This window comes from Enterovibrio gelatinilyticus (assembly GCF_028683095.1).
In the GTDB taxonomy this organism is placed as follows: Bacteria; Pseudomonadota; Gammaproteobacteria; order Enterobacterales; family Vibrionaceae; genus Enterovibrio; species Enterovibrio gelatinilyticus.
In genome coordinates this window covers 1-24,948 of record NZ_JAJUBC010000045.1, presented here as the reverse complement: position 1 = coordinate 24,948, position 24,948 = coordinate 1, and the positions used below count along the sequence as shown (strand labels likewise).

The following is a 24,948-nucleotide window of genomic DNA, read 5'->3' as shown; positions in this document are numbered from 1 at the left end:
AAGCAATATACTAAATAAAGAGGCGTCGGGCTTGTTCAACACCCGAATAAAGTGTCGGCTGCGCGACACTTATTCTTATTTGTTAGCGCTGTGTTTGAGCGCATTAAGTAATGCCAAATATCGCTAAGACAACCGACAGGGCAGCATATTCTCTCATTTTATCTTCATGCCTGCTCTTGTGCTTACTCATGCAGTCACTGATTTCCTTAGCTGTGATTGGCTCTCCAGACAATTTGAATCCTTGAGCCTGTAGTTGGTTCAGTTCTTCATCATATGTAGCTGAATTTACGTCAATATAAGTTACAACATCCTCTGATTGTAAAAATTGCAACGTAACCATACTTCTCTCCTTTATATGTACACATCAAACGGGTTAAAAAAAGTCATATGTACTTTGAAGAAGACTCACTAAGCGCTAACGACCGCCATAAAGGGCGAACGATTTTTGCGAGTCTAGCCCCCGAAGGGGGCGATCTTTGATGGCTTTGTTATGCTCGCAATTGAAACCTACCGGCCAACTTTAATAGGAAAAAGTTAACCGGATACATTATTGGAACACCTGCCAGCCATAACTCATTTTCAAGATATGGGAAAATCATCCCGCTTTTCAATAGTCCGACTCCCAGTAAACTCTCGAATACACCCCCAAAACATAGAAGCACTAAATACAATGGAATATAGAATATTGATATCAGCCACTGCAGTATTTCAATTTCAATCAAGTCATTGTGAAGAAGAAAAGACAAAAACACCTGAATGATAGAAAGGAAAAATGCTACTAATTTCATTCCGCGTTGCTTCATTCAATCCCTTAGAGCATAACGTCACGATAACGGGCATTTACTAGCCCAAACTGATTGAAACGACTGAATCACTACGTTTCTATGAAAAATTGCGCCACGAGTAAATGTCCCGTTCATTGTTTTGTTATGTAGCGGTATTTAGCTAGTGATCGTTGCCAGCGTACACCCACATTGGTTCAGTTTTCCCTGCCCTTTCGAAACCAACGGATTTGTAGAATTCAACAGCGTCACCATCTGCTGTGAGCATTTGCTGATGAAAGCCACTGTATTTGGAGTGCATGACCTCCATCATTTGACGGCCAATGCCTATGCCCTGATGCTCAGGGTCAACAAGCATGTGCGGGTAGTAGACGACAAGGTGTCCATCAGAAATCGCGTTTCCTAAACCAACTAGTTTTCCGTTTCTACGTGCGGTGACTAAAGTATCTGAGTTGAGAAGCGCTGGTATCAGCTTTTCTGGAACTTTTGCTGATGACCACCCATTTGCCTCGTAGAGTGCTATCACTTCAGATTCTTGAATTTCTTTGCTAATAACTACTGTGACTTCCATATTTCCTCTAGCTACATAACGCCGCGTTCTAGCGAATCCCCTCAAAATCTCTTTTCTAAACAATGAGAAGGACGCGCATCGGCCCTTTTGATCTAATGAATTTCGCCAAAAACCACATTCCAACAAAAGGAATGAACGATGCGCGATATTCAAATTCTACAAGATACTCTACAAAATCAGTGTCCCACTATTCATAAAAACGGCTTCAGTCTCTGATACTTGCGACCCAATCCTCACTCGATGGGGCTGACCTTACGCTCACTAAACTCGGTCGCTCCCTTAACGTTATGACCACGGCTAAACATTCCCGTGACGCGATGTTGTCCAACGTGCGGGAACGACTCATGGTCTTAGTGGACGTCACTCGACCGAGGTAGCCGAAAGGCGAACAGAATAAGGAGAATGGCGGCGATTTAATCGAAGGAGAAAGCGTGGAAGAATAGACACACAGTGGCGTAACCCATTGAAGTTATGGAATGTCTAATAACTTCATGGTGCCGCTCGCCTGTTAATCAGTGCCGAGCATCCATCTATCCGGCGCTCACCCGAGCAATTGACTTAATAAAGAAGCAACGGGCTTGTCCAACACCCAAATAAAGTGTCGGCTGCGCGACACTTATTCTTATTCTTATTTGTTATGCGATTGTGCTCAAGCCCTTGGGTCAGGAATGGTTTTGAAAGTTGAATCAAAAACCTTTTTGTCCCCATCAGACAATTTTAGCTGATAACTGATAGCTTTTTCATAGAACTCTGTCGATTGAGTTTCATCTCCTACTATGAACAATGCATGGCTTAACACCGCATTTGTAAAAGCTTGGATCCAGTCCGCACCATGCCCGTCAAAATAGGTGAATGCCATTTGAGCAAATTGAACACTTAGTGGAGAATCATTTATGCATAACGCTCTTGCTACCGCTAAATTTGCAAGTTCAACATTCTCCTTTGTTCCTATTTCCGACCAATGATAAAGCGAGGAAAAGGAAACTGTTAAAAGCCTTTGCATCTCATCTTGAGTCAACTCAGTTTCTGACAATGACCAGAATTCATTATTACTTTCAACTGCAAAGTACCGATTTAAAAGAGAAATTTCTTCTACATTTGGCTTAGTCATAAATATCCTTATTTATGTGGTCAATGAATTGCATAGGAGTGTATTAGACCCAAAAATGGTGTGTTTAAACACACTATTTAGTCCAATAACAACAAACTGCTATTCTACTATCTAACGTAACATTCTGTTTTATAAAACTAAGATCCGAATTCCAAAAGTCACCTTGTTAAATAGTGACAAATCGGTGTAATTGAAGATTATGCACCGTCACCATCAGGGCTGAGTATTTAACCAGTACTTAAAACACTACAGGCACGCTATCGGTCATTAGCTGAGGCATTGGAAATTCAGTGGCGCGGAATTTTGATGAGTTTCTACTCTAGGCCCTAAAGAGGCAAACCGATTTAAATCTCATTCAAATAAACGGAGGCTCTTGCCCCCGTTTAAACTAAGTTTTCTATTATTCTGGCACTACGGCTGCCTGACTTCCCACCTTCACCACTTTTCCACTGTGTTGCTCGGTATAGCGTTGTGCCTCCGAAACGGAAGAGAACCACTGAACCAAATAACCAGCATCTAGCCGTTCGGTGCTATAGGGGAGAAGTGTACCTTTCGGAGCCGTTGAAATGGTTTTCTTAAAGTCCGCCCAACAGCTTTGTCCGTTCTCGGCTGCCAACATATGAAGTAGATGCTTACGTTGAATAGTGGCGGAGTGGCGCTTGAGTTCTGGTAACGTGATATTGGTGAATATCTTAGATTCAAGCAAGCGCCTAAGCACGGGCAGAGATTGTGTCAGTGAATCAGATTGAGCGGCTTTTTGTAGAAACTTGGCTTCGCGAAGCCACAATTGAAGATCGGGATTGTTTTGATGACGCATATCGTCCTCCTTGTATACAACCTGCTCGCTATTGGTTGTGGGATGATATGTGAGTGAAATGCTGATTAACTCTGGTTTATGCGTTGGTACGATTGCTTTGGCGAGGTAGGCTTCCAACTAACCTAAATGAAGAGTACTACTGCAACATGTATTTATCAACCGTCGTCATTGTTCGGCAATGTATTTGGGTATCAATGCATTAGAAAATTGCTTTAGACACGAAGCCTAGATACCCAGCTTAAAAACACAGACTAAAATACCAGGTTAGACACCTAGATCTGTGAAGGATAGCCGTCTTTAACCTCAACCTCGGGGAGCCAGCTATTGCGATTCATCCGAAAAATAGTGGTGGTAGTTCACCACTCACATTGGTGATTTGAACATTGATGATTTGGAATCAGTAGTAGCGTTTTCAAAGGTGGCTTATGCACAAACCAATTTTGATTTGAATTTAAATTAGCCCGTGTCGCCAAGCATTCAGTCGTTTCGAATTCGCTAAATGTAGGCACAGCAAGGGATGAATCGTTTGAGATCATTCGCTACGCTGGCTGTGACACTTTGGTTGGTTGGACAGATTTAATATATCTAATTTGCGTTCCAGCAATTTGCGTGACGCATCGCTTGGTGCGGTATGAATAGCTTGTATGTAAGCGTTGCGAGCGCCTGAGAATTCGCCAAGTTTTGCTAGGATATGACCGCGAGCGGCGTACCAAGGTTGGTAGTTTTTGAGTTTACTTTGCAATTCATCAAGTTTTTGCAACGCGAGTTCATAGTGTCCTGTTTCGGCTATGACCACAGACCAGTTCAGAGCGACGACAGGGGTTGGTTCGAATACCCAAAGCGCCCTGTAGAGTAAGGACATCTGCGGCCAATCAGGTTTGGGTCGCAACATGTGGCAGTCTGCGATGGCTGCTTTGATTTGGAAGGGACCTGGTTGCATGCGTCCGATTGCGTCTTCAAGGATGCTTCTCCCTTCCGCAACCATGTCATTCTGCCAAATCTCTTCGTTCTGTTTTTCTATAGGCACGATAGCACCGTCACCGTCGATTCTTGCGACTCGCCTTGCATCAGTCAAAAGCATCAACGCAAGCGCACCTTCTATTTCAGGTTCATTAGGGCAAAGCTTGCGTAAAAGGCGCATCAAGAAAATACCTTCTTCGCATAGATCTCGTGGTCCGGTGTCTTCTCTCACATAGCCAGTGGTAAAAATCAGATATATCGTAGAAAGAACGGTTCCTAGTCTCTCTGTCCAGCCGTCTGATTCCGGTACAGAGAAACTGATGCCTTTGGATCTGATTTTCTTTTTTGCTCTGGACAGGCGTTGTCCCATGGTTTGTTCATTATCGAGGAAGGCTGATGCGATCTCTCGGGTTGTTAAATGACACACTGTGCGCAGAGTCAGTGCAATTCGGGACTTTTCCTCAAGTGCGGGGTGGCAACAGGTGAAAATTAAACGCAGGCGTTCATCTGGGATTGTTTCCGGAATGTCGTCATAGACATGATTTGGTGTGCTGATCGCTAAGTCGTTTGCTCTTATCGCTTCGCGTTGAGCTGAACGGATTTGGTCGATCCCTTTGTTCAATCCCACCTTCATTAGCCACGCGACGGGATCGTGAGGAATACCTACTCGACCCCAATGTTTGAGAGCGGCAACAGATGCTTCCTGCAACGCATCTTCGCCCATTTGGAAGTCGCCAAATCTGGAAATTAGCCCAGACAAAATCCGCCCCCGATCGCGGCGAAGCACCTCATCAATGATGTGGCTGACCGCGATAGCTTTGGGAACGGCATTCTTCATCTGTCAGTGCTCTTGATCGTAGTCCAACAATGGGCGCACCTCGATGGTGCCGAAGTGGGCGATAGGTATCATTTCGGCATATTTCAAGGCGGTATCTAGATCCGCTACATCGATAATATAATAGCCACCCAGATGCTCACGCGTTTCTGCAAAGGGACCATCCATGGTTTCCACCTTACCGGATTTGATGCGGAGTGAAGTGGCGGCTTCAATACCCTGCAATCCTTCTCCACCCACAAGAACACCGTCGTTTTTATAGGCTTCGCTGGTCGCAGCAAACGCGGTCATCATTTCATCAAACTCAGGGGTGCCATAGACAGGCTCTTTGTCCGGTGCAGCATACAACAACAGCATATATTTCATTTTGAACTCCTTTCATTTTTGATGGTTACGTTACAAGGACGTTCCCATTCCCTAATTTTCGACATGTTCAGAAATAAATCTATGTTTTTTGCTGAGTAAGTATCTTTCAGTATTTCCACTCTAACCCTACCGGGACATACGGATTAAGGAAACCATAATCTAGTCAATTTCAGTAGGTTGTGTCTGGACTTAATAGCGGTAAGTAACTGGGAGTGGTTAGCAATAAGCGATACGCTTTTGATGTTGGCTGATTTTTAGACCTAGTGAAACACAATGACAAAGGCTTATTCATCCCTTATCAGTATAGCTCGCCCAATCCTGCATTCTCAGGTTGTTTGGGTATCACTATCTGGGTATCACTATCTGGCTTGGAGAGATATGAGCTTAGTATTATCCTCAAAGCCACTATACCGCCCCCAATCGATACTCACTCGGCGTTTTACCCGTCTTGTTTTTAAATACCCGGCAAAAGTAATTGGTGTCTTTGAAGCCGCAACGGTGAGCGATTTCTTCTAACTTGAAGTTGTATTTCTTTAGCATGAATTTGGCGCGGTCGAGGCGAACATAGGTTACGTAATCGGCGTACTTCACGGAACCTTCTTGGTTGAATAGACGAGAAACGTGGGCGGATGACACCCCAAATCGGCTGGCGACGGTCACGCGGGTGATGTCTTTGTGGAAGTTCTCTTGCACGTAAATACACATGCTGCGGTAGAGCTTCTCACTACGGCTGATTTTGCTTTGTACGGGGTTTCCAAGTAGTTCGAGGCAGTACTGAATCAGCGCATTGGCGAGGTGCTCTCCCATCACGTTTGAGCGGCTTTTATCACTCATGCAATTGAGGGCGTCGAGTACGTGTCCAAGCGCCATGGAAGAGGGCAAAGCGAGCGCGTGCTTTTGAACATCAATAAATCCGCCATCAGGGGTGTATTGCACAAAGCTGAATCCGACTTGATGCTTGCCAAATAGCACTGAAATCATTTTGCAGGGTTTATCCCACGTAGGTTTACTCCACGCATTGGAAGGGATGTACACCATGTCACCCTGTGTTAGCGTGAGCTTATCGCTGCCTTCTTTTGCATCCACGAATAGGTCGTACTCACCATCAAGAATGATCTCTAAACGGTTAAAGTTAACTTGGTATGCGCCTTCCGGCGGCGTGTTTTCGTTGCTGCAAATGGCAATGAGTTTGCCAGTAAAGTCGGTGAGGGATTCAGCAATATTGTGCATGTGGATGCCTTTGAGCAAACTACGAGGGCGTAAAGCGGAATAAGGCGTTGGAAAAGGGTTATGCTTTACGGTGCAGGAAAGTCAAAAACCGCGGTAAGGGTATACCGCGGTGATGTCGAAATTATGCTTGAGCTAGCATGCTCTCAAGTTTTGCGATGATTTCAGGTGCTTGTTTAGCTGCCTGAGTCACAGTCACACGAACAATCTTTTTACCGTTGAAGCGCTCTTCGTTTTTGATAGCGATGTCTTTGGTCAGAACCACAACATCTGCACTTTCAACGTCTGCAGCAGTCAGCTCGGTTTCAATGCCGATTGCGCCTTGAGTTTCAATTTTAACGTCCCAGCCTTTTGCTTTTGCAGCGGTTTCTAGAGCTTCAGCAGCCATGTATGTGTGAGCAACGCCAGACGGGCAAGAAGTTACGCCAATAAGTTTCATAGTAAATCTCTCTTATACACTTTTATAATTTTTAAGTTCAGTGTGGAGCGACAACGTGAGTTGGGGTTGTCGCTCCGATAATTCATGTTGTTTTTGCAGCGCTTGTTAGTCGAAAGACAGTTCTAGTTCTTCTGTTTTCGCTGCTGTTTCTTCTTCGCGTTCTGCGACAGGTTTCTTCAATGCGTTCACAACAAGGGCTGTGGTTGCGGCACCAGCGATGACGGCGATGACATACATCATGCGACCTTCAACAACCGGCAGAACAATCAGGCCACCCCAAGGTGCGTGGTTAAGAACGCCTGCCATGAAGGCCACAACGTTACCGACGATACCGCCTGCAACGATAGCTGGGATAACGCGTGCTGGGTCATTTGCTGCGAATGGAATAGCACCTTCAGTGATACCGATACAACCCATGATTGCTGCAGCTTTACCTGCTTCTTTTTCTTCAGGTGAGTATTTCTTAGGAGCAAGGAAAGTTGCTAGAGCCATACCTAGTGGTGGCACACAGATTGCCACACCAACGCCGCCCATCAACCAAGGTTGAGTGCCGACTTGAGTTTGTGCGAATAGGGTTGCTACTTTGTTGATAGGACCGCCCATATCGAATGCAGTCATACCACCAAGAACCGCGCCAAGCACTGCTTTAGAAGCGCCAGCCATTGATTGCAGACCTTCGTTCATGAATGCCATGAAGCCAGCGATAGGTTGACCGATTACCCAAACAACCAGTGCAGATACGATGAACGTACCGCCGATTGGAATGATGAAGTAAGTAGACAGCGCTTTAAGCTTGTTAGAAAGAGGAATGCGCTTCAGTTGCAGGACAACGTAACCGGCGATGAAACCGACGATGATTGCGCCGAGGAAACCCGCTTGTACTTGGTTAGCAAGGTAAGCACCAATCATACCTGGAGCAAGTGCTGGACGGTCTGCGATTGAGTAAGCGATGTAACCGCCAAGAACAGGTACGAACAGGGTGAAACCTGCGATACCCATGTCCCAAATGCCTTCAAGGAATACACCTTCAGGAACGGCACCTTTGCCGCCTAGCATTACCGAAAGAGCAAGTAGAACACCACCTGCAACAACGAATGGCAACATGTGGCTGGTGCCGGTGAGTAGGTGACGCTTTAACTCGGCTATGTTTGTTTTCATGGTTCAGACCTTTGTTTGTAATTTGGGGTTTGTAATTTTGGGTTTGTATTGAGATGGGCTGATTATGCGCTCGGTCTGGGGCTTAAGATATTGGACAAATAAGCCCTTTACTGGATAAATGTTGCATGATGATTTGACTGAGAAGGCAGTCACATATCATTGATTTTAGTGATCTTATTAACAGAATGGCTTGTGAATGAAGTGTGTGTTTTTGCATTGAAAGTAGGACGCTTTGCTATCATGCGCAGTGAATAGGCAACCATGAAAGTGAAGCAAAACATTCTTCATCGAGAGGGCGGAATAGGGAGACATAGTGTCTGGCATCAATCACTAAGGTGTGATTGTTGCATAATAATGGTGAATATTTAGTCAAAAACACTGTTCAATTATACGAATGCGATTTATAAGTTTGATAAATGCTTTATTGATAGAGTATTAAATAGAACGTTTCGTTATTTATGACTCAATTACACTTAGGTTACATTGGCGGCATCAGAATAATGGAGTAATCATAATGCCTTCGATGAAAAACCTTTTAGTAGCCACCCTTGCTTTGGCTGCCAGCTTCACGTCAACTGCTTCGCTTGCTCAAGATGAAATCAAAGTCGGTATGTCAGGCCGCTATTTCCCGTTCACTTTCGTTAAGCTGGACAAACTGCAGGGCTTTGAAGTCGATGTCTGGAATGAAATTGGCCAACGTGCTGATTACGATGTTGAGTTTGTCACCTCTAGCTTCTCTGGCTTGTTTGGCATGCTAGAAGCTGGCCACATTGATACCATCAGTAACCAAATCACCATGACCGACGTCCGCAAAGCAAAATACGCGTTCTCAGTGCCTTATGTGGTGGATGGTGCGCAAGTGGTGATCCGAAAAGGCCGCGATGACATTGAAAGCATCGACGATCTGAAAGGCAAAAAAGTGGCGGTTAACTTGGGAAGCAACTTTGAACAGCTGTTGCGTAACTACGACAAGAACAACGAAATCAACATCATTACGTATGATTCAGGCTTCGAACAAGATGTCGCACTAGGACGTACTGATGCCTTCATCATGGACCGCGTTTCTTCTGCACAGCTCATTAAAAAATCAGGCCTACCATTGGCACTAGCTGGCGAACCGTTTGAGACGATTCAAAACGCGATGCCGTTTTTGAATACCCCTGAGAAGCTGGCTATTAAAGCAAAAGTCGATCAAGCCCTGACAGAAATGAAAGCAGACGGCACCCTGACTGCGATTTCTGAAAAGTGGTTTGATTCTGACATCACGCAATAATGAACAGTTTCGATTTTGACTACATGCTGGCGTTGTTCCCGATACTGGTGAAGTATCTGGGAATAACGTTAGAGATGTCATTGATTGGCTTTGCGATTGCTCTGGTGTTATCAGTGTGCTTGGCATTGGTAAGGGTGTTCAGAGTAAACGTATTGAATGCGTTTGTAGTGGTATACATCTCTTTCTTTAGAGGTACGCCTCTGCTAGTACAGCTATTCCTGCTTTATTACGGTCTGCCGCAGGTCTTCCCGATATTTATCGGCATGGATGCATTTACTGCCGCCGTTATTGGTATTTCGCTCCACTTCTCTGCGTATATGGCTGAGAGTATTCGTGCGGCGATTGTTGGTATTGATAAAAACCAAATGGAAGCGAGCTTGAGTATCGGCATGACCGAGCTTCAAGCGATGAGACGTATCATTTTGCCTCAAGCTGCTCGCGTCGCTACGCCTTCATTGATGAACTATTTCATCGACATGATAAAAAGCACTTCGCTTGCGTTTACGCTCGGCGTGGCTGAAATCATGGCAAAGGCGCAGATGGAAGCGTCATCAAGCTTTAAGTTCTTTGAAGCGTTTTTAGCGGTGGCTCTTATCTACTGGGTGGTGGTGATTTTCTTCACTCAGATTCAGTCGTTGTTGGAAGTCAGGTTGAATAAGGCGTATGCGCGATGATTAATGTGACACGTTTGAGTAAACGCTTTGGTGATGTTGAAGTACTTAAGCAGATAGATCTTGAAGTACATCAAGGTGAAATTGTCGCCATCATTGGGCCGTCAGGTACAGGGAAATCAACCTTGCTACGTTGCCTTAATTATTTGGAAACGCCAACAACGGGTGAGATTCAAATTGGTGAGGCTCGTGTAGCCGCTGAGAGCGCTAGCAAAGCGGATATTCAGCGGCTTCGTAAACAAAGTAGCTTCGTGTTTCAAAGTTACGCCTTGTTTGCCAACAAAACTGCGCTGGCGAATGTCGCGGAGTCGTTAGTCACGGTATGGAAAGAGCCGAAAGCGAAAGCAGAGGAAACCGCAAAGCAACTTCTGGAAAACGTAGGTATGGCTGAGCACCTTCACAAATACCCGGCACAGCTTTCTGGCGGACAACAACAGCGGGTTGGCATTGCACGAGCCATGGCTTGTAAAGGCGATGTCATTTTATTTGATGAGCCAACCTCTGCGCTTGATCCTGAGTGGGTTGACGAAGTCTTGGCGGTTATGAAGCAACTTGCTGAACAAAAACAGACCATGGTGGTCGTGACACACGAAATGCAGTTCGCTCGAGATGTTGCTGACAAAGTGATTTTTATGGAGGGTGGTGTGATCGTTGAACAAGGTCCGCCATCTCAGATTTTTGACAATCCTCAGCATGATCGTACTCGCGCGTTTGTGTCTCGCGCAATGGGTTACTGAGTAACCTTCTATACCCAAACAACCTGAAGATGTTCGATTTCAGAGGCCATCAGTGCGTTTAATTCAAGGCAAATTCTTGTAGAAATAGTCATTCTATCTCACAGGAATTTAACGATGAAGTGGACGCACTGAGGGCCTCCCTTCGGGCGAGTTTACTGACGCCATGCTCGGTGTTATCCCTTTTTAATGGAGATCGCTACATCAGCAAAGGGACGCCTTGATCATAACGCCAGTAAAACTCGCTGAATCCTGCATCTTCAGGTTGTTTGGGTATACATCGCTTTATATGTGGCTTTGTCACAAAAATAATCAAAAAATAATACTTCGTTAAGCCCGTTGATTCGGGCTTTTTTTATGGCTGCTCTTTTTGCTCGTAACTGGCTATTTTATAGGGATTTTTACGATAAGACTTTTTTGTGTTCCGCATCAAATTAATTGCTTGAGGGTCATGAATTAGTCACAAAAGCTTCAAAAAATCGTCAAATGAAATTTGTTGGTAATATTACTGTCACAATACATTCATAGGATGCCTGCGAACCGACAAATTACTTACATATTAGGAAGTGAGTTATGAGCATCCAAACTGAAGCACTCCCAAGACCTCAGTCTAACGCTCCAGGAAAACGCGCTCTGCAATGGACAGCTTTGATCGGCATGCTGTATCTGTTGCTTTTATCTGTTTCAATGATCGGTAGCGGCTTTAAGTGGGCTGCGGGCGAGCAAGCAAAAGAGTTGTTCGAGTTTGCCACAAACCCAGTTGCGGGTTTGATGATTGGTATTATCGGCACTGCACTTATTCAATCTTCTAGCACCGTGACATCAATTATCGTTGGTTTGGTTGCAGGCGGCTTGCCTGTTGAACTGGCTATCCCTATGGTCATGGGTGCGAACGTGGGTACAACGGTCACCAACACATTGGTGAGTTTGGGCCACGCACGCTGTAAAGACGAATTTCGTCGCGCCTTCACTTGTGCCACCGTGCATGACTTCTTCAATTTGATTGCTGTTCTCATTTTCCTTCCTTTGGAAGTGATGACTGGCTTCCTTCAGAAAATCTCTGCATGGTTGGTTTCTCCGCTCATGCAAGCTGACAACCTCAGCATGAAGAGCTTCAACTTCATCAAACCAATCACCAAACCTGTTGTGAACGGCGCTAAATCTGTGTTTGAAGCGCTTCCTGGTAACTTGGGTGGTGTCGCACTGGTTCTTTTCGGGATTTTCTTGGTCATCGTTGCGATTACCGTTATGGGTAAGCTGATGAAAAAGCTGATGGTGGGTAAGGCACGCGAAGTGCTGAATGGCGCAATCGGTCGTGGTCCAATCCACGGCATCGCATCAGGCACGCTGGTGACTATCCTAGTGCAGTCGTCTTCGACAACAACGAGCTTGGTGGTTCCTTTGGTTGGAACGAACGTTCTGAGCATCCGTCAGGTTTACCCGTTCACCCTTGGTGCAAACATCGGTACATGTATTACTGCGTTGCTGGCAGCGACAGCCGTAACGGGTGGCAACGCCATCTTTGCACTTCAAATTGCATTGGTACACCTCACGTTTAACGTGCTGGGTATTTTGGTTGTGTATGGTCTGCCGTTTCTACGTGAGCTACCGATTAAGTGTGCGGAATTGCTTGCTGACTATGCGGTGAAATCCAAACTTGCTGTTGTGGGTTACTTGGGCACGGTATTCGTTTTGTTGCCGGGTTTCGTACTGTCAGTGTCGTAATTCACGACAACACGAAAGAAAAGAGATTCAGTGAAAAGCCCTGACCGGATTGGTCAGGGCTTTTTTGTTTACGTGCTTTTTATCATGGAGCCGTTAGCGAGAAATCTACATCTTTAAGCGGCCATATTGATCGAAAGCACGATGGCTGGCTAAAGTCAGTGTCGTAGCGACCGAGAGGGTCACGGTAAGAAAAATCGCGACCATGATCACCAGTTGATATTTCACCGCCAACAATGGGGTTGTCCCCCCGAGAATTTGGCCTGTCATCATACCGGGTAAGCTTACAATACCCAGCGTGCTCATGGCGGCCAGTGGTGGACGTAGTGCAGCGGTAAACGCTTCCTTCATAAAAGGTTTGCTTGGATGGGGAGACCCTAATGACAAGTAAAACTGAAATTCATCATGGCGTTGCTTTAAGCTGGCATGGAAGCGATCTAGCGCCAGCACATTGGCGGACAGGGCATTTCCGAGCAGCATTCCAGCCACAGGAATTAAATACTGCGCCTGCCACCACGGTTCTGCTTGAATCACACCAATGATCATGACGGGCAAGACACAAACCAGTGCGATGGCTTGGCCTGACAATACGGGTAACAGTAGGCTTTTGGGTTTCGCGCCAGCTTGTCGACACACTGTCCAACTGGCGACCAAAATCATCACAAGTAGCCAGATTGTATTGAGAAAGATATTGGCAAAATCGAACAAGGTTTGTAGATATAAACCCACCACGGCCAGTTGCAGTGTCATTCGGGTAACAGAGAAGATAAGTGACTTGCTTAACCCCAATTGCCAACGTTGGAACAACAGCAGTGGGATGAGAAACATCAGGTAGAAAGCGGCCAATGCGCCATTGCCGATAACTAATGCTTCACTCATCTTGAATCCCCATGTCATAGGTTTGATCCGCTGATGCTGCCCACACAGGATCATGTGAGATAGACACCATGATCACGGAGAGTTGGGACAATAACGTGATGACGTTGTCGCGGCTTTTAGGGTCGAGCGCGGATGTTGGTTCATCGAGCAACCAAATAGGGCGTGCGAGCAGCATTGCGCGTGCGATAGCTAGCCGTTGTTTTTCTCCGCCCGAAAGAGTTCTGACGTCAGTGTCTAAGTGGTGGGCGAGCCCTAAATCGCACAACACTGAACAGCAGCGTTCGTCGTTGGGTTGAGGCGTTGATTCCGCCTTAAGTGCCCAAGGTAGGCGCAACACTCCTGAAATAGTCTCTGCGCCTAATATAGGTTCTTGCGGTAAATAGCAGCATTGCTTGCGCCACCACATGAGATTGTTACCGGTGACTCGTTGTTGTTGCCATTGGATCTCGCCGCTTTGTGCGGGTTGCAAACCTGCCAATACTTTTAGCAGACTTGTTTTTCCACACCCTGACGGGCCACTGAGCGTGAGGTGTTCTCCCATAGCCAAATCAATGGACAATGGCGATAGGCTCATTGAACTGAAATCAGATCTGAGTGACGTGAGGGACAGGAATGATGTGGTCACGGTTCATTTCACATAGCGTTGAAGCTGGGAGGCTGTGTTTTCTGGGATGGCGCAGCTTTTTCCCGTTTTGAAATCACAGTAAACGATCAGTGCTTCGCCTTCTGCCACGCAGCGTTGTTGATTATGGCTGTGGATTTCATATTTCATGGTGTAGCGCTTTTCCTGAACGTTTTCGACCCATGACACCGTAGTGATGGTGTCTGGATAAACGAGCGGGGCGCGGTAGTCACAGCGTGTTGATGCCACAACAGGGCCGACGTTGTGGCTTTTCACGTGTTCAAACACTTTTAACTCTTCGAGCATCACAACGCGCACATCTTCAAAGTAGCGAAAATAGACCGTGTTGTTGATGTGTTGGAGTGCATCCATATCATTCCAAACAATGGCTTGTGTTTGTGAGAGCGGGTAGTCCTTGAAGGGAGTCTGAGACACGTGATATTCCTCTTGTTGATTCATTTTGATTCAACACTAGAGAGGAGGTGGTGACAAGTAACTCAGCAAAACCCGCAGGGAATGTGTGACATCAGACCAGTGGAAAGAGCATGGGGAACTGTCGGAGTGGGGGCGAAGGGTGTGGTTGGGCGCGATAGCGAAACGAGAAACACCCAGCGAGGCAAAATCAATGTGGATTGGCTACAACGGGTTACATCTGTACTTTGCCTCTCATCGATTTGGTTTTTCCGCGCAAGGTTTTCCCGTCAACTCGACGTCTTTGTGATGCCTTTGTTGGCTTGGTGGCTCTTCTCGCTTTTTGAACGACACCGACGCTTTTTATCATTTCTTGCAGGCGAGATAGCGCATCATCACGATTTTTTTCTTGGGTGCGAAATTGCTGCCCTTTAATCACAATCACGCCATCTTTTGTGATGCGACTGTCTTTGAGTGCGAGCAATCTTTCTTTGTAAAAATCTGGCAGCGATGACGCCTGAATATCAAATCGCAGATGAACGGCAGACGAGACCTTATTGACGTTCTGACCACCTGCGCCTTGTGCGCGGATATAAGAAATCTCAATTTCATCGTCTGAAAGAGAAACGGTTTGGGAAATGGTTAACATGTTATTAAAGCGCCCTTATTGCTACTGGGCGTCACTATAACGGAATGTGACTAGGTGACTCAAATCCGTTTTCATCACCGCTGGCTTGCCAGATTAACTGACTAGGTTGACTGAAGACGTTGTTTTCGTGAAGCAAGGTTTGCCACGATCAAACCGACGACAATAAATGTGATGCCGATGTAGTGATAATTCTCGAGGCGCTCTCCCAGCAATAGCATGGAAAAAATCAAACCAAATACGGGGATCAAATGCATGAATTGCCCTGTTTTAGCCGCTCCCATACGTTGCAATGCAGCATTCCAACAAAAGAATGCAAGGCCGGAGGCAAAAATACCCGTGTAAAGGGAAATCGCGATGCTTTCAAATGATAGCGGCATGGTTTCAACAAACACAGACTCTGCAATATAAACGGGTAACAGCATGGCAGTGCCGATAAACACGGTATAGCCCAATATAGGCAGTCCTTTGAGATCGTCAGGAAGGCGTTGTACAAATACGGAATACGTCGCCCAGACGAGAATGGCGAACAATGCGATCAGCTCACTGTTGCCAAAGGTAAAGTCAGTGATGAGCTTGCCTTTGGTGATAATAAGTAGCACACCGATGGCGGATATCCCGATAGCGAGCGCTTGGCGCAGTGTCGTGGTTTGTTTAAGTAAGAAAAACTGCACCAGCAAAATCATGAGCGGCGAAGCGGATTGCAAAATCACGACGTTAGTGGAAAGCGTGTTTTTTAGCGCGACATACACCAAGGTGTTGTAGCCAGCCACGCCGAACAAGGCTAACAACAGAACCAGTCTGATGTTGTCTTTAAATAGACGCCATTGTTTGATCATGGGGCGCAGCACAAAGGGTGCAAGTACGATAGAAGCCACCGTCCAACGCCAGAATGCGAGACCGATGGGTGGTATGGATTCATTAACCATTTTTGCTAGCGTAATATTGCCTGCCCAGCTCATGGTCGCAATGATTGCCAATACCACGGGTATCCATGTCATCTTCTGATTGAGAGTCGTCATTGAATGGTCGCAATCCTTGCGTGGTAAATGTGCCACTAGTTACTCATTTTACCTTCGACTACGCAACCTGCATCTTCATCAAAAAGAAATGGGGCGATCGAATATAAACGGATATGTCATGCTCCTAATATTCGTGAGATTTGATACATTACTCGCTTGAAGTTTTGTGTTTGGTATTTTGTGTTGTTACACAGCAAGCGTTGGGTAGGGAGAGAATCATGAATGACTATATTGGTGTGTTAAAGAAATATGCCGTATTCAAAGGGCGTGCTCGAAGAAAGGAATACTGGACATTTATTCTGGTAAATATTGTGGTGTCGTTTGTACTGGGGTATGTCGATCAGTTGGTTGGTTCATACAACGCTGAAGCGGGTATTGGTACGCTTGGAATGGTTTATGCGGTCGCTGTCTTGGTGCCTACTTTAGCTGTGACTGTTCGCAGGCTACATGATACCGACAAAGTTGGCTGGTGGGCGTTCCTAAGTATTGTGCCATTCGGTGTCATTGTGCTTCTTATCATGCAGGCATTTGAAGGTACCAAAGGCAGTAATCGATTTGGCCCTGACCCTCGGGGTGAACAATCAAAGAGCAGCACATTTTCTGGGTGATCTCCCGTTAAAAGTACAAGAAATATGTGCCGTAACGACCAGCTTTCGAGCTGGTTTTTTTTGGGGAATTGCTCCGAGGCAGTCATGGTGGATCATGCGCGGTGTCTCAAATTTTCTTGTGTCCGAGAATGAGAATGCAACTGTATGAATTTCCACGAGTGAGACTGCGTCTCGATAGCGATAAATCAGAGTTGAGCGCATATTAAGCTGGTGTTTTTGAGTGTTCAGTCCCTATTTCAGCTTCTGCACTTTGTTAGCGTGCTAATCGAATTCTGACCGCAAACATAAGCTGTAGGTAGAACAAGATGAAGTGGTTTTTTCTTGGTTTTTTGAAGTATGCAACTTTTTATGGACGGGCAAGGAGAAAGGAATATTTTGGTTTCCTCCTGACTCAAAACCTTATTTTGTTGCTGTGTTTGTGGCTCGATGTTGCCTCGGTAGGTGTTGATAACTTCAATATCATGGAGTTGAACGCCTCTTTGCTTTGGTGGGGGATCACACTATTGCCTTCACTTGGCGTTACGATACGGCGTCTACACGATATCGATAAATCTGGCTGGTGGATGTTGATCACCATCATTCCTTTTATAGGTACGCTGATTTTCATCGTGTTGTTGTTGCTACGGGGGACGAAAGGGCACAATCGATTTGGAAGCGATCCAAGAGGGATCTTCAGTCATAGTCTTTGAAACCAAGCCCTTTTAAAAGCAATTGCTCTAACACCATAAACGCGCCGACTGAGCGCGTTTTCAATTTTGGAGGGAAAATATCGCCATATCGTGGCCTGTACTGTTTGTTACCCGTTTTACGGGGAGCTGTACCTTAAACGTTGAAATAAGCACTTATAATTTATAAGTATTTCTCTCTACGCCACTGAATCTGTCCTTCTACTTATTGGCGTACATTTTCCTTCTATGTTTTCTCGAAGTTTCTCTCGACGTCTTGTCTTTGAGATGTTTGATTGCGATTACATTTTTTCTCTCACTGATTGCTCATTAATTGGGATGAAAAGGGATTTTCTCAGACTTCTCTTGGCCGATTCGTCATCATTGAACAGCGTACACAATAAAATAATGAATGAATGCCCTTTCTCACTCTTCGTAGAGTGAGAAAGGGCGTTGCTATTGCTGCTCTATCGTGTCGCGTTGTTGAGCAGTAAAAGGAGGCAATGCTGTGAGTGAATCTACATCGGAAGTAAATAACGACGATCAATACAATACCGATTATCAAATCGGTCAAGATAACGTCAACGTATTAGGGCTTGATTTCCATAACCCTGTTTTCCCAATTTCCGCCATCATGGTGGTGGTGTTTGTGTTGGGTGTGTTGATTTTTCAAGAACAAGCTGCGGAGTTCTTTGGGTGGCTACGCCCTGCAATCACACAGTCGTTTGACTGGTTCTTTGTCATTTCCGCCAACATCTTTTTAATCTTCTGTTTAGTACTGGCGTTCTTGCCTGTCGGCAAAATCCGCTTAGGTGGTGATGAAGCAACACCTGATTACTCGTACCCTGCATGGTTTGCCATGCTGTTCTCTGCGGGTGTAGGTATTGGCTTGATGTTCTATGGCGTGCTAGAGCCAATGAACCACACGCTAAACCCACCTCTGGGCTTGGAAACCGGTTCTGCGGAAGCACGTAGCATCGGTACGGCTGCATCGATTTTCCACTGGGGTTTCCATGCGTGGGCTGTCTATGCGGTTGTGGGTTTGGCGTTAGCCTTTTTCCACTACAACAAAAACCTACCTCTGACACTGCGTTCTGCGTTCTACCCGCTATTGGGTGATCGTGTGTGGGGTGTCTGGGGTCACGTCATTGATATCATGGCGGTATTGGCCACCCTGTTTGGCTTGGCAACATCGCTGGGTATAGGTGCAAATCAAATTGCAGCAGGTCTTAACTACCTGTTTGGTATTGATGCAGGCATTGAAACCAAATCAATCTTGATTTTGGTGATCACCTTGGCAGCACTTGTGTCGGTTTATCGCGGCATGGACGGTGGTGTAAAGCGTCTGAGTGAAATCAACATGGTGATGGCGGGCATGTTGATGGTGTTCGTGATTGCCGTTGGCCCAACGGCACTTATCTTCAGCGGTGTGGTGTCAAACACCGTGGATTACCTTAGCTGGTTACCTGCTCTTTCTAACTGGGTAGGACGCGAAGATTCGGGCTTCTACCACGGTTGGACGACGTTCTATTGGGCGTGGTGGGTATCATGGTCTCCATTCGTAGGTATGTTCATCGCTCGCGTTTCTCGTGGTCGTACTGTTCGTGAATTTATTTTGGCGGTACTGATTGCACCAACCATCGTTTGTATCGTTTGGATGACGACGTTTGGTACCACTGCACTGGATCAAATGGATGGCGGTTACAACGGCGTGGTGAACTTGATCACCAACGGAAACTGGCAGCCTGAGCTTTCCATTTACAAGATGTTTGAAGCGCTGCCGTTCACTGGCGTGATCAGCTTCTTCGGTATGGTACTGACGATCATTTTCTTCGTGACATCGTCGGATTCTGGTTCGCTGGTTATCGATACCATTACGGCGGGCGGTAAGATTGATGCGCCCGTTTCTCAGCGTATCTTCTGGTGTACCATTGAAGGTCTTGCGGCTATCGCACTCTTGATGGGTGGCGGTTTGGGCGCACTTCAAGCGGCGACCATTTCAACAGGCTTGCCGTTTGCGGTGTTCTTGTTAGTCATGTGTGTCAGCTTGTATTTGGGTCTGTCACGAGAGCTACGCAGAAAGCAGTTTGCGTAATGTCAGATTTGCTTAGTGTTTAGTGCGCGTAGTGGTCAATGCACTTAAAGTCATAGAGCAAAAGTAAGCAGATAAACGAAACCCGCCAATTGGCGGGTTTTTGTTTTTATGTACACAGTAGTAGTGGGCTCAGGAGTAAATAACCTAAGGGCTCAGTAATACACGGGCTCAGTAATATAAGCACATGCGCTTACCATTGGCTTCAACGATGTTAAACGGCGTGTCGTAAATGTCTTCCAACACGTCAGCTTGAATCACATCATTCACCGTGGCATTGGCAACAATGCAGCCCTTCTTCATCGCAATGATATGGTCGGCATAACACGCCGCGAAGTTGATATCGTGGATCACCACAATGACGGCTTTACCCATTTCATGCGCGAGGCGCTGAACGGTTTTCATGATGGAGAGCGAGTGGCGAATATCAAGGTTATTCAGTGGCTCATCCAAGAAGACATAGTCCGTGTCTTGCGCGATCACCATGGCGATGAAGGCAAGTTGGCGTTGACCACCGCTGAGTTCATCCAAGTAGCGATGTTGGAGTGCGGCCAAATCAAGGTAGTGAATCGCCTGATCAATAGCTTCGTTATCCGCAGCGGTCAGGTTGCCTTTTGAATAAGGGAAGCGGCCAAATGCCACGAGTTCGCGAATGGTGAAACGCATGGTCATGCTGTTCGCCTGGCGCAGCACGGCCAGAGACTTTGCCAACTCTGCGGTGTTCCAATCTGAAATGGCTTTCCCGTCAATCACAACCGTACCGCTATCTGGCGAAACAAGGCGTGTTGCCATGGAAAGCAGGGTGCTTTTCCCTGCGCCATTAGGGCCGATCACTGCGGTGACTTTGCCTTTTTCAAAATCGGTTGTTGCATCGCTAACAACGCGTTGTTGACCAAAGGCTTTGCTGATTTTATCTAGAATAATCATGATGCTTTATACAATCTTGTTCTTGAGTAACATCCAAAGGAAATACAAGCCGCCCGCGAAATTCACCACCACACTCAGGGTGGTATCAAAGGAGAACAAGTTCTCTACGATCCATTGCCCTGCCAGAAGGGTACACACAGACAATAAGGCGCAGCCAATCAGCAATACGCGGTGTTGGAAAGTGTTGAAAAGTTCTCTGGCGAGGTTGGTGACGAGCAGGCCAAAGAACATCACAGGGCCAATCAACGCGGTGGATACAGCGATGAGCACGGCGGAGAGCATCAGCGCACGTTGGGTGACGCGTTGAACATCAATGCCCAAACTGATCGCATTATCTCGGTCAAGCCAGAACACATCCAGCGTGCGGTGCATGCGGAACAAGGTGAAGCTGATCACCGCCAACACCGGCAAGCAAAGGTAAACAAGTTCCACCTTTACGTTGTTGAAGCTCGCGAACATGTTCGCCTGCACGGCAGCAAATTCGTTCGGGTCCATCAACATGGTGATGAACGACGCGGCGTTGCCAAATACCTGACCGAGAATCAATCCCACCAATAGAAGCACAATCAAGTTTCGACCTTCTTTGGCGAAGTAGAAACCAAATAGCAGCACGGAGAAGATCACCATTGCGCCGACAGAGATGGCAAAGTTTAAATACGCGTTCAACACATAGGCACTGAAACCACCAAAGATGGCGACGATCAGGGTTTGCGTAAGAAGGTAAAGCGCATCAAACCCCATGATGCTAGGTGTCAGAATACGGTTGTGCGTGAGGGTCTGAAAAACCAGTGACGACTGCGCGACCGCAATGCCTGCAAGCACCATGGCAAGCACTTTTGGCACGCGGCGAGACAGGAAGTACTCATAGTTATTGGCCGTGAGTCCGATACCAATAAACAGCGCCGAGAATACAAGCGCGGTGATCAGCATCAGTCCAATCTTCTTGGAATCAGACATGCTTTTGCCCCTTCAAAATAAGCACAATGAAGGCAAGGCCACCAATAATACTCACGAGCATGGATACGGGAATTTCATAGGGGAAGATAATCATGCGGCTAGCAATGTCGCAGATCAATACCAACGCGGCACCAAGGGCAGCGGTATGAGGAATGTTTTTCCTTAAGTTGTCGCCGTAATACAAGCTGACCACGTTGGGCACCAGAAGGCCGAGGAAGGGCAGGGTGCCGACGATCATCACCACACTGGCGGACATGATGGAAACCAGCATCACACCAATTAACACCACATGCTGATAACGTAAACCTAGCCCAGTGGCGAAGTCTTTGCCCATGCCAACGGCAGAGATGCGTGTGGCATAGAGGTAACTGAAAATCGCGATAGGAATGGCAATGTAAAGCAGTTCGAAATCGCCGCGTAAAATGGTGGCAAAGTTGGCAATGGCCCACGCGCTGAGCATTTGTACCGCGTCATACTTATAGGCAACAAAGGTTGCCCCCGCATCAATGATGCTGCCGTAAATGATGCCGATCAGCGGTACGAACACGGCGTTACGAAATTGAATGCGTTGGATAAGGGTAACGAACAACAGGGTGCCGAGCACTGACACACCGAAAATAAGCCAAAGCTGATTGCCGTTGCCGAAGAAAACCAAACTCAGCACATAGCCCAGCATCGCACATTCAATGGTGCCCGTGGTAGACGGAGCGGCAAATCGATTCTGGCTGATCTGCTGCATAATAAGGCCAGCAATACTGAGCCCTGCACCTGCGAGCAAAATGGCAAAGAGGCGGGGAAGACGGCTGGTGAAAAAGAGGTTTAGCGCCTCAGGATCACCTGCAAGCAAACTCGCAGGTGAAAGTGGGCTGACGCCCACAAACAGGGAAAATAGGCTTAATAAGCCCAGAGGAAGCAATAACTTGAACAAGATAACCTCTGCTCTCCGGAAGCAAGTATTAAAGCGTTACGCTGTTTTTGATGTCTGAAACCATCTGCTCTGTCGCCGTAATACCTGACATGGACAAGTACCAAGCGTTCAGATCTAGATAGGTCATTTTGCCTGTCTTGTAGGCTTGCGTACTTTTCACCAAATCGTTGTCGAAGTCTTCGCGTGTTGTGCTGTCCGCAGGATTGATCAGGGTGTCGCGGTCAATGATCAGCAGCGTTTTTGGGTTGGCTTCACGGATGAATTCGAAAGAAATGGAATCGCCGTGGGTCGCGGTTTTGATGTCTTTAACGGTTTCTTTGAAGCCAAAATCTTTGTAGATGACAGAGAAGCGTGACTCCGGGCCAAAGGCAGTGATGTTGCCGCCTGAACTCATCACAGTCAGCGCATCACTGTTGCTGGCGCTGTTATGTTGGCGAATGGCGTTGAACTCTTTTTCAAGCGATGCGATTTTTTGTTCTACCAAGTCCTCTTTGCTGAAGATCTTGCCAAGGTTGCGCCATTGTTCTTTCGTGCCTTCCCAGTAGCCTTCTGCTTGGTTATTCGCGAAAACAACGACAGGGGCGATTTTCGATAGTTCTTCGTAGCTGGTGGAGCTGCGAGGGCCGACGATGATTAGGTCAGGCTCTTGCATGTAGATCTCTTCGAAGTTGGGTTCGAAAAGGCTACCCGCATTCGCGTACTTATTGCTTTTATATTTATCGAGATAGTTAGGGGTTTGAGAGACTTTCGAAACGGCAACAGGGTCGATACCTAATGCGTTAACGGCATCAAGCGAGCCTAAACCGATAACGACGACTTTCTCTGGCGTCCCGTCGATTTGGGTTTGTCCCATCAAGTGATCAATGGTGATGTTGTGTGCATGTGCAGAAAATGAAGCAAAAATGGAAAGCACCATCGCTTTGAACAAGGTTTTCATGTTAACTCCCTATTAATATAATGAGAATGTTTCTCAAAATCATTCGCAATATACATTCGAGAGGAGGGGGATTCAACCTGTTAAGCGTAATCGATGATTGTCTATTTGATTTAGATGGAAAATTTTGCGAGTGGGCAAGAGGTTTGATTCAATTAAGAAAAAAACAAAACCCACCAAAGGGCGGGTTTTTTGATTTAATTCAGTGAATTATAACGTCTTTGATTAGGTGAACTCGAACATGTCTGCACTCACATTATTGATGGAGTAATTCTCAAGTGTCACGTACGCAGTTCCATTCTTGATGGATAACACGGTATTTGCGCCGTCTGCCCAGTAAGAAATCTGATTAAACTTCCACGCCAGTGAATCATCAATCTGAATCGTATCTTGGTGTTTATTGAAGTCAGCAATCACATCACTACCTGAGTGAGCATCGAAATAGAAAGTATCATGGTGTTTACCACCAATTAATCTGTCATTTCCGCTACCGCCATTAATGAAGTCGCAACCGTTGTCACCATAAATGGTGTCGTTGTGCGCATCACCATACAGCCAGTCATCGTCGTTACCACCTGAAAGGTAATCATGACCATTACCACCGTGGAGACTGTCGTTTTCATTGTCACCAATCAGTGTGTCATTGCCGTTACCACCGAGAATGGTGTCTTTGTTTCCCTCTCCGCGAAGGTAATCGTCACTGTCGCCACCATCAAGATAGTCATTACCGCCACCACCAAAGAGTTGGTCTGCGCCGACGCCGCCATAAAGCTTATCGCCGCCGTCACCACCCCATAGTTTGTCGGCACCACGGTCGCCGACAAGCGTGTCCGCACCAGCGTCACCATACAAGTGATCATCGCCGTGATTACCATTGAGATAATCCGCGTCATCACCGCCCCAGAGGAAGTCGTTGTCGTTACCGCCTTCTATGTGGTCATTACCAGCGTCACCATATAGGTGGTCAGTTTCGTTATCTCCATAGATTCGGTCATCGCCAGCGCCACCGCGAACGGTGTCCTGATTGCCCTCACCACGAAGATAGTCGTTACCGTTTCCACCATCTAGGTAGTCAGCACCATATCCGCCATATAGGGTATCGTTGCCTTCCTGACCATACAGCTTATCGCTGGCGTCTTGACCATAGAGTTTATCGTCACCGTTGCCACCATAAAGCGTATCGGCACCGCCCTCACCGTAAAGGACATCGTTGTGATTACCGCCATCGAGCAGATCACCACCATAGCCACCTATGAGCAGGTCATAACCATCTTCACCATAGAGTGAGTCATGCCCATTGCCGCCTTCGAGACGGTCATTGCCCCATTGTCCGTAGAGCTTATCGTCATGCTCACCGCCGTCGAGGTGATCGTTTCCGTGACCGCCGACTAAGGTGTCATAGCCATCTTGACCATACAGCGCATCGTTGCCGTTACCGCCTTGTAAACGGTCATTGCCCCATTCGCCGTAAAGTTTGTCGTCATGGTTACCTCCATCAAGGTGATCATTACCATGACCGCCAACTAAGGTGTCGTTACCGTCTTCGCCATACAGGGCATCGTTATCGTTACCACCATGGAGGTAGTCGTTG

Annotated in this window: 26 protein-coding genes and 1 pseudogene; 7 read left to right on the top strand and 20 right to left on the bottom strand. The window is 46.6% G+C overall.

Annotated elements, in window-relative coordinates; all coding sequences use genetic code 11:
- Positions 1 to 103: 103 nt before the first annotated feature.
- The 10 genes and pseudogenes from LRP50_RS24120 to LRP50_RS24070 form a co-directional block, all read right to left on the bottom strand.
- Positions 104 to 340 (bottom strand): hypothetical protein, encoded by a 237-nt coding sequence (locus LRP50_RS24120; RefSeq protein WP_274166972.1) that lies wholly within the window; start codon positions 338 to 340, stop codon positions 104 to 106.
- A 148-nt stretch (positions 341 to 488) separates the two neighbouring features.
- Complete coding sequence (locus LRP50_RS24115) at positions 489 to 788, bottom strand: hypothetical protein (RefSeq protein WP_274166971.1); 300 nt, start codon at positions 786 to 788, stop codon at positions 489 to 491.
- A 157-nt stretch (positions 789 to 945) separates the two neighbouring features.
- Complete coding sequence (locus LRP50_RS24110; RefSeq protein ID WP_274166970.1) at positions 946 to 1,353, bottom strand: GNAT family N-acetyltransferase; 408 nt, start codon at positions 1,351 to 1,353, stop codon at positions 946 to 948.
- Positions 1,354 to 2,002: 649 nt separating this feature from the next.
- Entirely contained in the window at positions 2,003 to 2,464 is a 462-nt protein-coding gene (locus tag LRP50_RS24100; protein WP_274166969.1) for a hypothetical protein, read from the bottom strand.
- A 400-nt stretch (positions 2,465 to 2,864) separates the two neighbouring features.
- Positions 2,865 to 3,281: a hypothetical protein gene (locus LRP50_RS24095; RefSeq protein ID WP_274166968.1), complete on the bottom strand. Its 417-nt coding sequence runs from the start codon at positions 3,279 to 3,281 to the stop codon at positions 2,865 to 2,867.
- 532 nt (positions 3,282 to 3,813) lie between these two features.
- Entirely contained in the window at positions 3,814 to 5,079 is a 1,266-nt protein-coding gene (locus tag LRP50_RS24090; RefSeq protein ID WP_274166967.1) for an RNA polymerase sigma factor, read from the bottom strand.
- Between the two features lie 3 nt (positions 5,080 to 5,082).
- Complete coding sequence (locus LRP50_RS24085; RefSeq protein ID WP_274166966.1) at positions 5,083 to 5,442, bottom strand: YciI family protein; 360 nt, start codon at positions 5,440 to 5,442, stop codon at positions 5,083 to 5,085.
- 405 nt (positions 5,443 to 5,847) lie between these two features.
- Positions 5,848 to 6,672 (bottom strand): AraC family transcriptional regulator, encoded by an 825-nt coding sequence (locus tag LRP50_RS24080; protein WP_274166965.1) that lies wholly within the window; start codon positions 6,670 to 6,672, stop codon positions 5,848 to 5,850.
- Between the two features lie 121 nt (positions 6,673 to 6,793).
- On the bottom strand, positions 6,794 to 7,108 hold the full coding sequence (locus tag LRP50_RS24075; RefSeq protein WP_035024190.1) for a PTS fructose-like transporter subunit IIB: 315 nt from the start codon (positions 7,106 to 7,108) through the stop codon (positions 6,794 to 6,796).
- 105 nt (positions 7,109 to 7,213) lie between these two features.
- Positions 7,214 to 8,266, bottom strand: a pseudogene (locus tag LRP50_RS24070) (PTS fructose transporter subunit EIIC); the annotation flags it as partial.
- Positions 8,267 to 8,780: 514 nt separating this feature from the next.
- Between LRP50_RS24070 and LRP50_RS24065 the strand changes: the two are divergent.
- The 4 genes from LRP50_RS24065 to LRP50_RS24050 all read left to right on the top strand — a co-directional run bounded on the left by LRP50_RS24065 (position 8,781) and on the right by LRP50_RS24050 (position 12,669).
- Positions 8,781 to 9,539 carry an amino acid ABC transporter substrate-binding protein gene (locus LRP50_RS24065; RefSeq protein ID WP_274166963.1) on the top strand — a complete coding sequence of 253 codons (759 nt, stop codon included), beginning with the start codon at positions 8,781 to 8,783 and terminating at the stop codon, positions 9,537 to 9,539.
- Positions 9,539 to 10,213, top strand: coding sequence for an amino acid ABC transporter permease (locus tag LRP50_RS24060; protein ID WP_274166962.1), 675 nt, complete (start codon positions 9,539 to 9,541; stop codon positions 10,211 to 10,213). The genes LRP50_RS24065 and LRP50_RS24060 overlap by 1 nt, the downstream gene beginning before the upstream one ends.
- Positions 10,210 to 10,947, top strand: a complete 738-nt coding sequence (locus LRP50_RS24055) for an amino acid ABC transporter ATP-binding protein (RefSeq protein ID WP_274166961.1) — start codon at positions 10,210 to 10,212, stop codon at positions 10,945 to 10,947. Before LRP50_RS24060 ends, LRP50_RS24055 begins: the two co-directional genes overlap by 4 nt.
- A gap of 570 nt (positions 10,948 to 11,517) precedes the next feature.
- Positions 11,518 to 12,669, top strand: a complete 1,152-nt coding sequence (locus LRP50_RS24050) for a Na/Pi symporter (RefSeq protein ID WP_274166960.1) — start codon at positions 11,518 to 11,520, stop codon at positions 12,667 to 12,669.
- Positions 12,670 to 12,774: 105 nt separating this feature from the next.
- Here the strand turns inward: LRP50_RS24050 and LRP50_RS24045 are convergent, their stop codons facing one another.
- The 5 genes from LRP50_RS24045 to LRP50_RS24025 all read right to left on the bottom strand — a co-directional run bounded on the left by LRP50_RS24045 (position 12,775) and on the right by LRP50_RS24025 (position 16,246).
- Positions 12,775 to 13,545 (bottom strand): ABC transporter permease, encoded by a 771-nt coding sequence (locus LRP50_RS24045; RefSeq protein WP_274166959.1) that lies wholly within the window; start codon positions 13,543 to 13,545, stop codon positions 12,775 to 12,777.
- Complete coding sequence (locus tag LRP50_RS24040; RefSeq protein ID WP_274166958.1) at positions 13,538 to 14,119, bottom strand: ABC transporter ATP-binding protein; 582 nt, start codon at positions 14,117 to 14,119, stop codon at positions 13,538 to 13,540. The genes LRP50_RS24045 and LRP50_RS24040 overlap by 8 nt, the downstream gene beginning before the upstream one ends.
- A gap of 54 nt (positions 14,120 to 14,173) precedes the next feature.
- Positions 14,174 to 14,602 carry an acyl-CoA thioesterase gene (locus LRP50_RS24035; protein WP_274166957.1) on the bottom strand — a complete coding sequence of 143 codons (429 nt, stop codon included), beginning with the start codon at positions 14,600 to 14,602 and terminating at the stop codon, positions 14,174 to 14,176.
- 211 nt (positions 14,603 to 14,813) lie between these two features.
- Positions 14,814 to 15,227, bottom strand: a complete 414-nt coding sequence (gene arfB, locus LRP50_RS24030) for an alternative ribosome rescue aminoacyl-tRNA hydrolase ArfB (protein ID WP_274166956.1) — start codon at positions 15,225 to 15,227, stop codon at positions 14,814 to 14,816.
- Positions 15,228 to 15,328: 101 nt separating this feature from the next.
- Positions 15,329 to 16,246: a DMT family transporter gene (locus LRP50_RS24025; RefSeq protein WP_274166955.1), complete on the bottom strand. Its 918-nt coding sequence runs from the start codon at positions 16,244 to 16,246 to the stop codon at positions 15,329 to 15,331.
- 218 nt (positions 16,247 to 16,464) lie between these two features.
- On the opposite strand from LRP50_RS24025, the gene LRP50_RS24020 reads away from it, so the two are divergent.
- The 3 genes from LRP50_RS24020 (at position 16,465) to LRP50_RS24010 (ending at position 19,614) form a co-directional block, all read left to right on the top strand.
- Positions 16,465 to 16,854 carry a DUF805 domain-containing protein gene (locus tag LRP50_RS24020; RefSeq protein ID WP_274166954.1) on the top strand — a complete coding sequence of 130 codons (390 nt, stop codon included), beginning with the start codon at positions 16,465 to 16,467 and terminating at the stop codon, positions 16,852 to 16,854.
- A 305-nt stretch (positions 16,855 to 17,159) separates the two neighbouring features.
- Positions 17,160 to 17,543: a DUF805 domain-containing protein gene (locus LRP50_RS24015; RefSeq protein ID WP_274166953.1), complete on the top strand. Its 384-nt coding sequence runs from the start codon at positions 17,160 to 17,162 to the stop codon at positions 17,541 to 17,543.
- A gap of 484 nt (positions 17,544 to 18,027) precedes the next feature.
- Entirely contained in the window at positions 18,028 to 19,614 is a 1,587-nt protein-coding gene (locus LRP50_RS24010) for a BCCT family transporter (RefSeq protein ID WP_274166952.1), read from the top strand.
- Positions 19,615 to 19,782: 168 nt separating this feature from the next.
- Here the strand turns inward: LRP50_RS24010 and LRP50_RS24005 are convergent, their stop codons facing one another.
- The 5 genes from LRP50_RS24005 to LRP50_RS23985 form a co-directional block, all read right to left on the bottom strand.
- Positions 19,783 to 20,538, bottom strand: coding sequence for an iron ABC transporter ATP-binding protein (locus tag LRP50_RS24005; protein WP_274166951.1), 756 nt, complete (start codon positions 20,536 to 20,538; stop codon positions 19,783 to 19,785).
- Positions 20,539 to 20,544: 6 nt separating this feature from the next.
- Positions 20,545 to 21,495: an iron chelate uptake ABC transporter family permease subunit gene (locus LRP50_RS24000; RefSeq protein ID WP_274166950.1), complete on the bottom strand. Its 951-nt coding sequence runs from the start codon at positions 21,493 to 21,495 to the stop codon at positions 20,545 to 20,547.
- Positions 21,488 to 22,423 (bottom strand): iron chelate uptake ABC transporter permease subunit VctD, encoded by a 936-nt coding sequence (gene vctD, locus LRP50_RS23995; protein WP_274166949.1) that lies wholly within the window; start codon positions 22,421 to 22,423, stop codon positions 21,488 to 21,490. Before vctD ends, LRP50_RS24000 begins: the two co-directional genes overlap by 8 nt.
- A gap of 28 nt (positions 22,424 to 22,451) precedes the next feature.
- Positions 22,452 to 23,360, bottom strand: a complete 909-nt coding sequence (locus LRP50_RS23990; protein ID WP_274166948.1) for a siderophore ABC transporter substrate-binding protein — start codon at positions 23,358 to 23,360, stop codon at positions 22,452 to 22,454.
- A gap of 222 nt (positions 23,361 to 23,582) precedes the next feature.
- A partial coding sequence (locus LRP50_RS23985; protein ID WP_274166947.1) for a calcium-binding protein occupies positions 23,583 to 24,948 on the bottom strand: 1,366 nt, incomplete at its 5' end.

Coding starts and splice junctions, on each gene's coding strand:
- LRP50_RS24090 (WP_274166967.1), bottom strand. CDS start 5,079: ATGAAGAATGCCGTTCCCAAAGCTATCGCGGTCAGCCACATCATTGAT.
- LRP50_RS24075 (WP_035024190.1), bottom strand. CDS start 7,108: ATGAAACTTATTGGCGTAACTTCTTGCCCGTCTGGCGTTGCTCACACA.
- LRP50_RS24100 (WP_274166969.1), bottom strand. CDS start 2,464: ATGACTAAGCCAAATGTAGAAGAAATTTCTCTTTTAAATCGGTACTTT.
- LRP50_RS24050 (WP_274166960.1), top strand. CDS start 11,518: ATGAGCATCCAAACTGAAGCACTCCCAAGACCTCAGTCTAACGCTCCA.
- LRP50_RS24045 (WP_274166959.1), bottom strand. CDS start 13,545: ATGAGTGAAGCATTAGTTATCGGCAATGGCGCATTGGCCGCTTTCTAC.
- LRP50_RS24110 (WP_274166970.1), bottom strand. CDS start 1,353: ATGGAAGTCACAGTAGTTATTAGCAAAGAAATTCAAGAATCTGAAGTG.
- LRP50_RS24055 (WP_274166961.1), top strand. CDS start 10,210: ATGATTAATGTGACACGTTTGAGTAAACGCTTTGGTGATGTTGAAGTA.
- LRP50_RS24115 (WP_274166971.1), bottom strand. CDS start 788: ATGAAATTAGTAGCATTTTTCCTTTCTATCATTCAGGTGTTTTTGTCT.
- LRP50_RS24060 (WP_274166962.1), top strand. CDS start 9,539: ATGAACAGTTTCGATTTTGACTACATGCTGGCGTTGTTCCCGATACTG.
- LRP50_RS24040 (WP_274166958.1), bottom strand. CDS start 14,119: ATGAGCCTATCGCCATTGTCCATTGATTTGGCTATGGGAGAACACCTC.
- LRP50_RS24065 (WP_274166963.1), top strand. CDS start 8,781: ATGCCTTCGATGAAAAACCTTTTAGTAGCCACCCTTGCTTTGGCTGCC.
- LRP50_RS24025 (WP_274166955.1), bottom strand. CDS start 16,246: ATGACGACTCTCAATCAGAAGATGACATGGATACCCGTGGTATTGGCA.
- LRP50_RS23990 (WP_274166948.1), bottom strand. CDS start 23,360: ATGAAAACCTTGTTCAAAGCGATGGTGCTTTCCATTTTTGCTTCATTT.
- LRP50_RS24020 (WP_274166954.1), top strand. CDS start 16,465: ATGAATGACTATATTGGTGTGTTAAAGAAATATGCCGTATTCAAAGGG.
- LRP50_RS24015 (WP_274166953.1), top strand. CDS start 17,160: ATGAAGTGGTTTTTTCTTGGTTTTTTGAAGTATGCAACTTTTTATGGA.
- LRP50_RS24005 (WP_274166951.1), bottom strand. CDS start 20,538: ATGATTATTCTAGATAAAATCAGCAAAGCCTTTGGTCAACAACGCGTT.
- LRP50_RS24120 (WP_274166972.1), bottom strand. CDS start 340: ATGGTTACGTTGCAATTTTTACAATCAGAGGATGTTGTAACTTATATT.
- LRP50_RS24080 (WP_274166965.1), bottom strand. CDS start 6,672: ATGCACAATATTGCTGAATCCCTCACCGACTTTACTGGCAAACTCATT.
- LRP50_RS24095 (WP_274166968.1), bottom strand. CDS start 3,281: ATGCGTCATCAAAACAATCCCGATCTTCAATTGTGGCTTCGCGAAGCC.
- LRP50_RS24000 (WP_274166950.1), bottom strand. CDS start 21,495: ATGTCTGATTCCAAGAAGATTGGACTGATGCTGATCACCGCGCTTGTA.
- arfB (WP_274166956.1), bottom strand. CDS start 15,227: ATGTTAACCATTTCCCAAACCGTTTCTCTTTCAGACGATGAAATTGAG.
- LRP50_RS24085 (WP_274166966.1), bottom strand. CDS start 5,442: ATGAAATATATGCTGTTGTTGTATGCTGCACCGGACAAAGAGCCTGTC.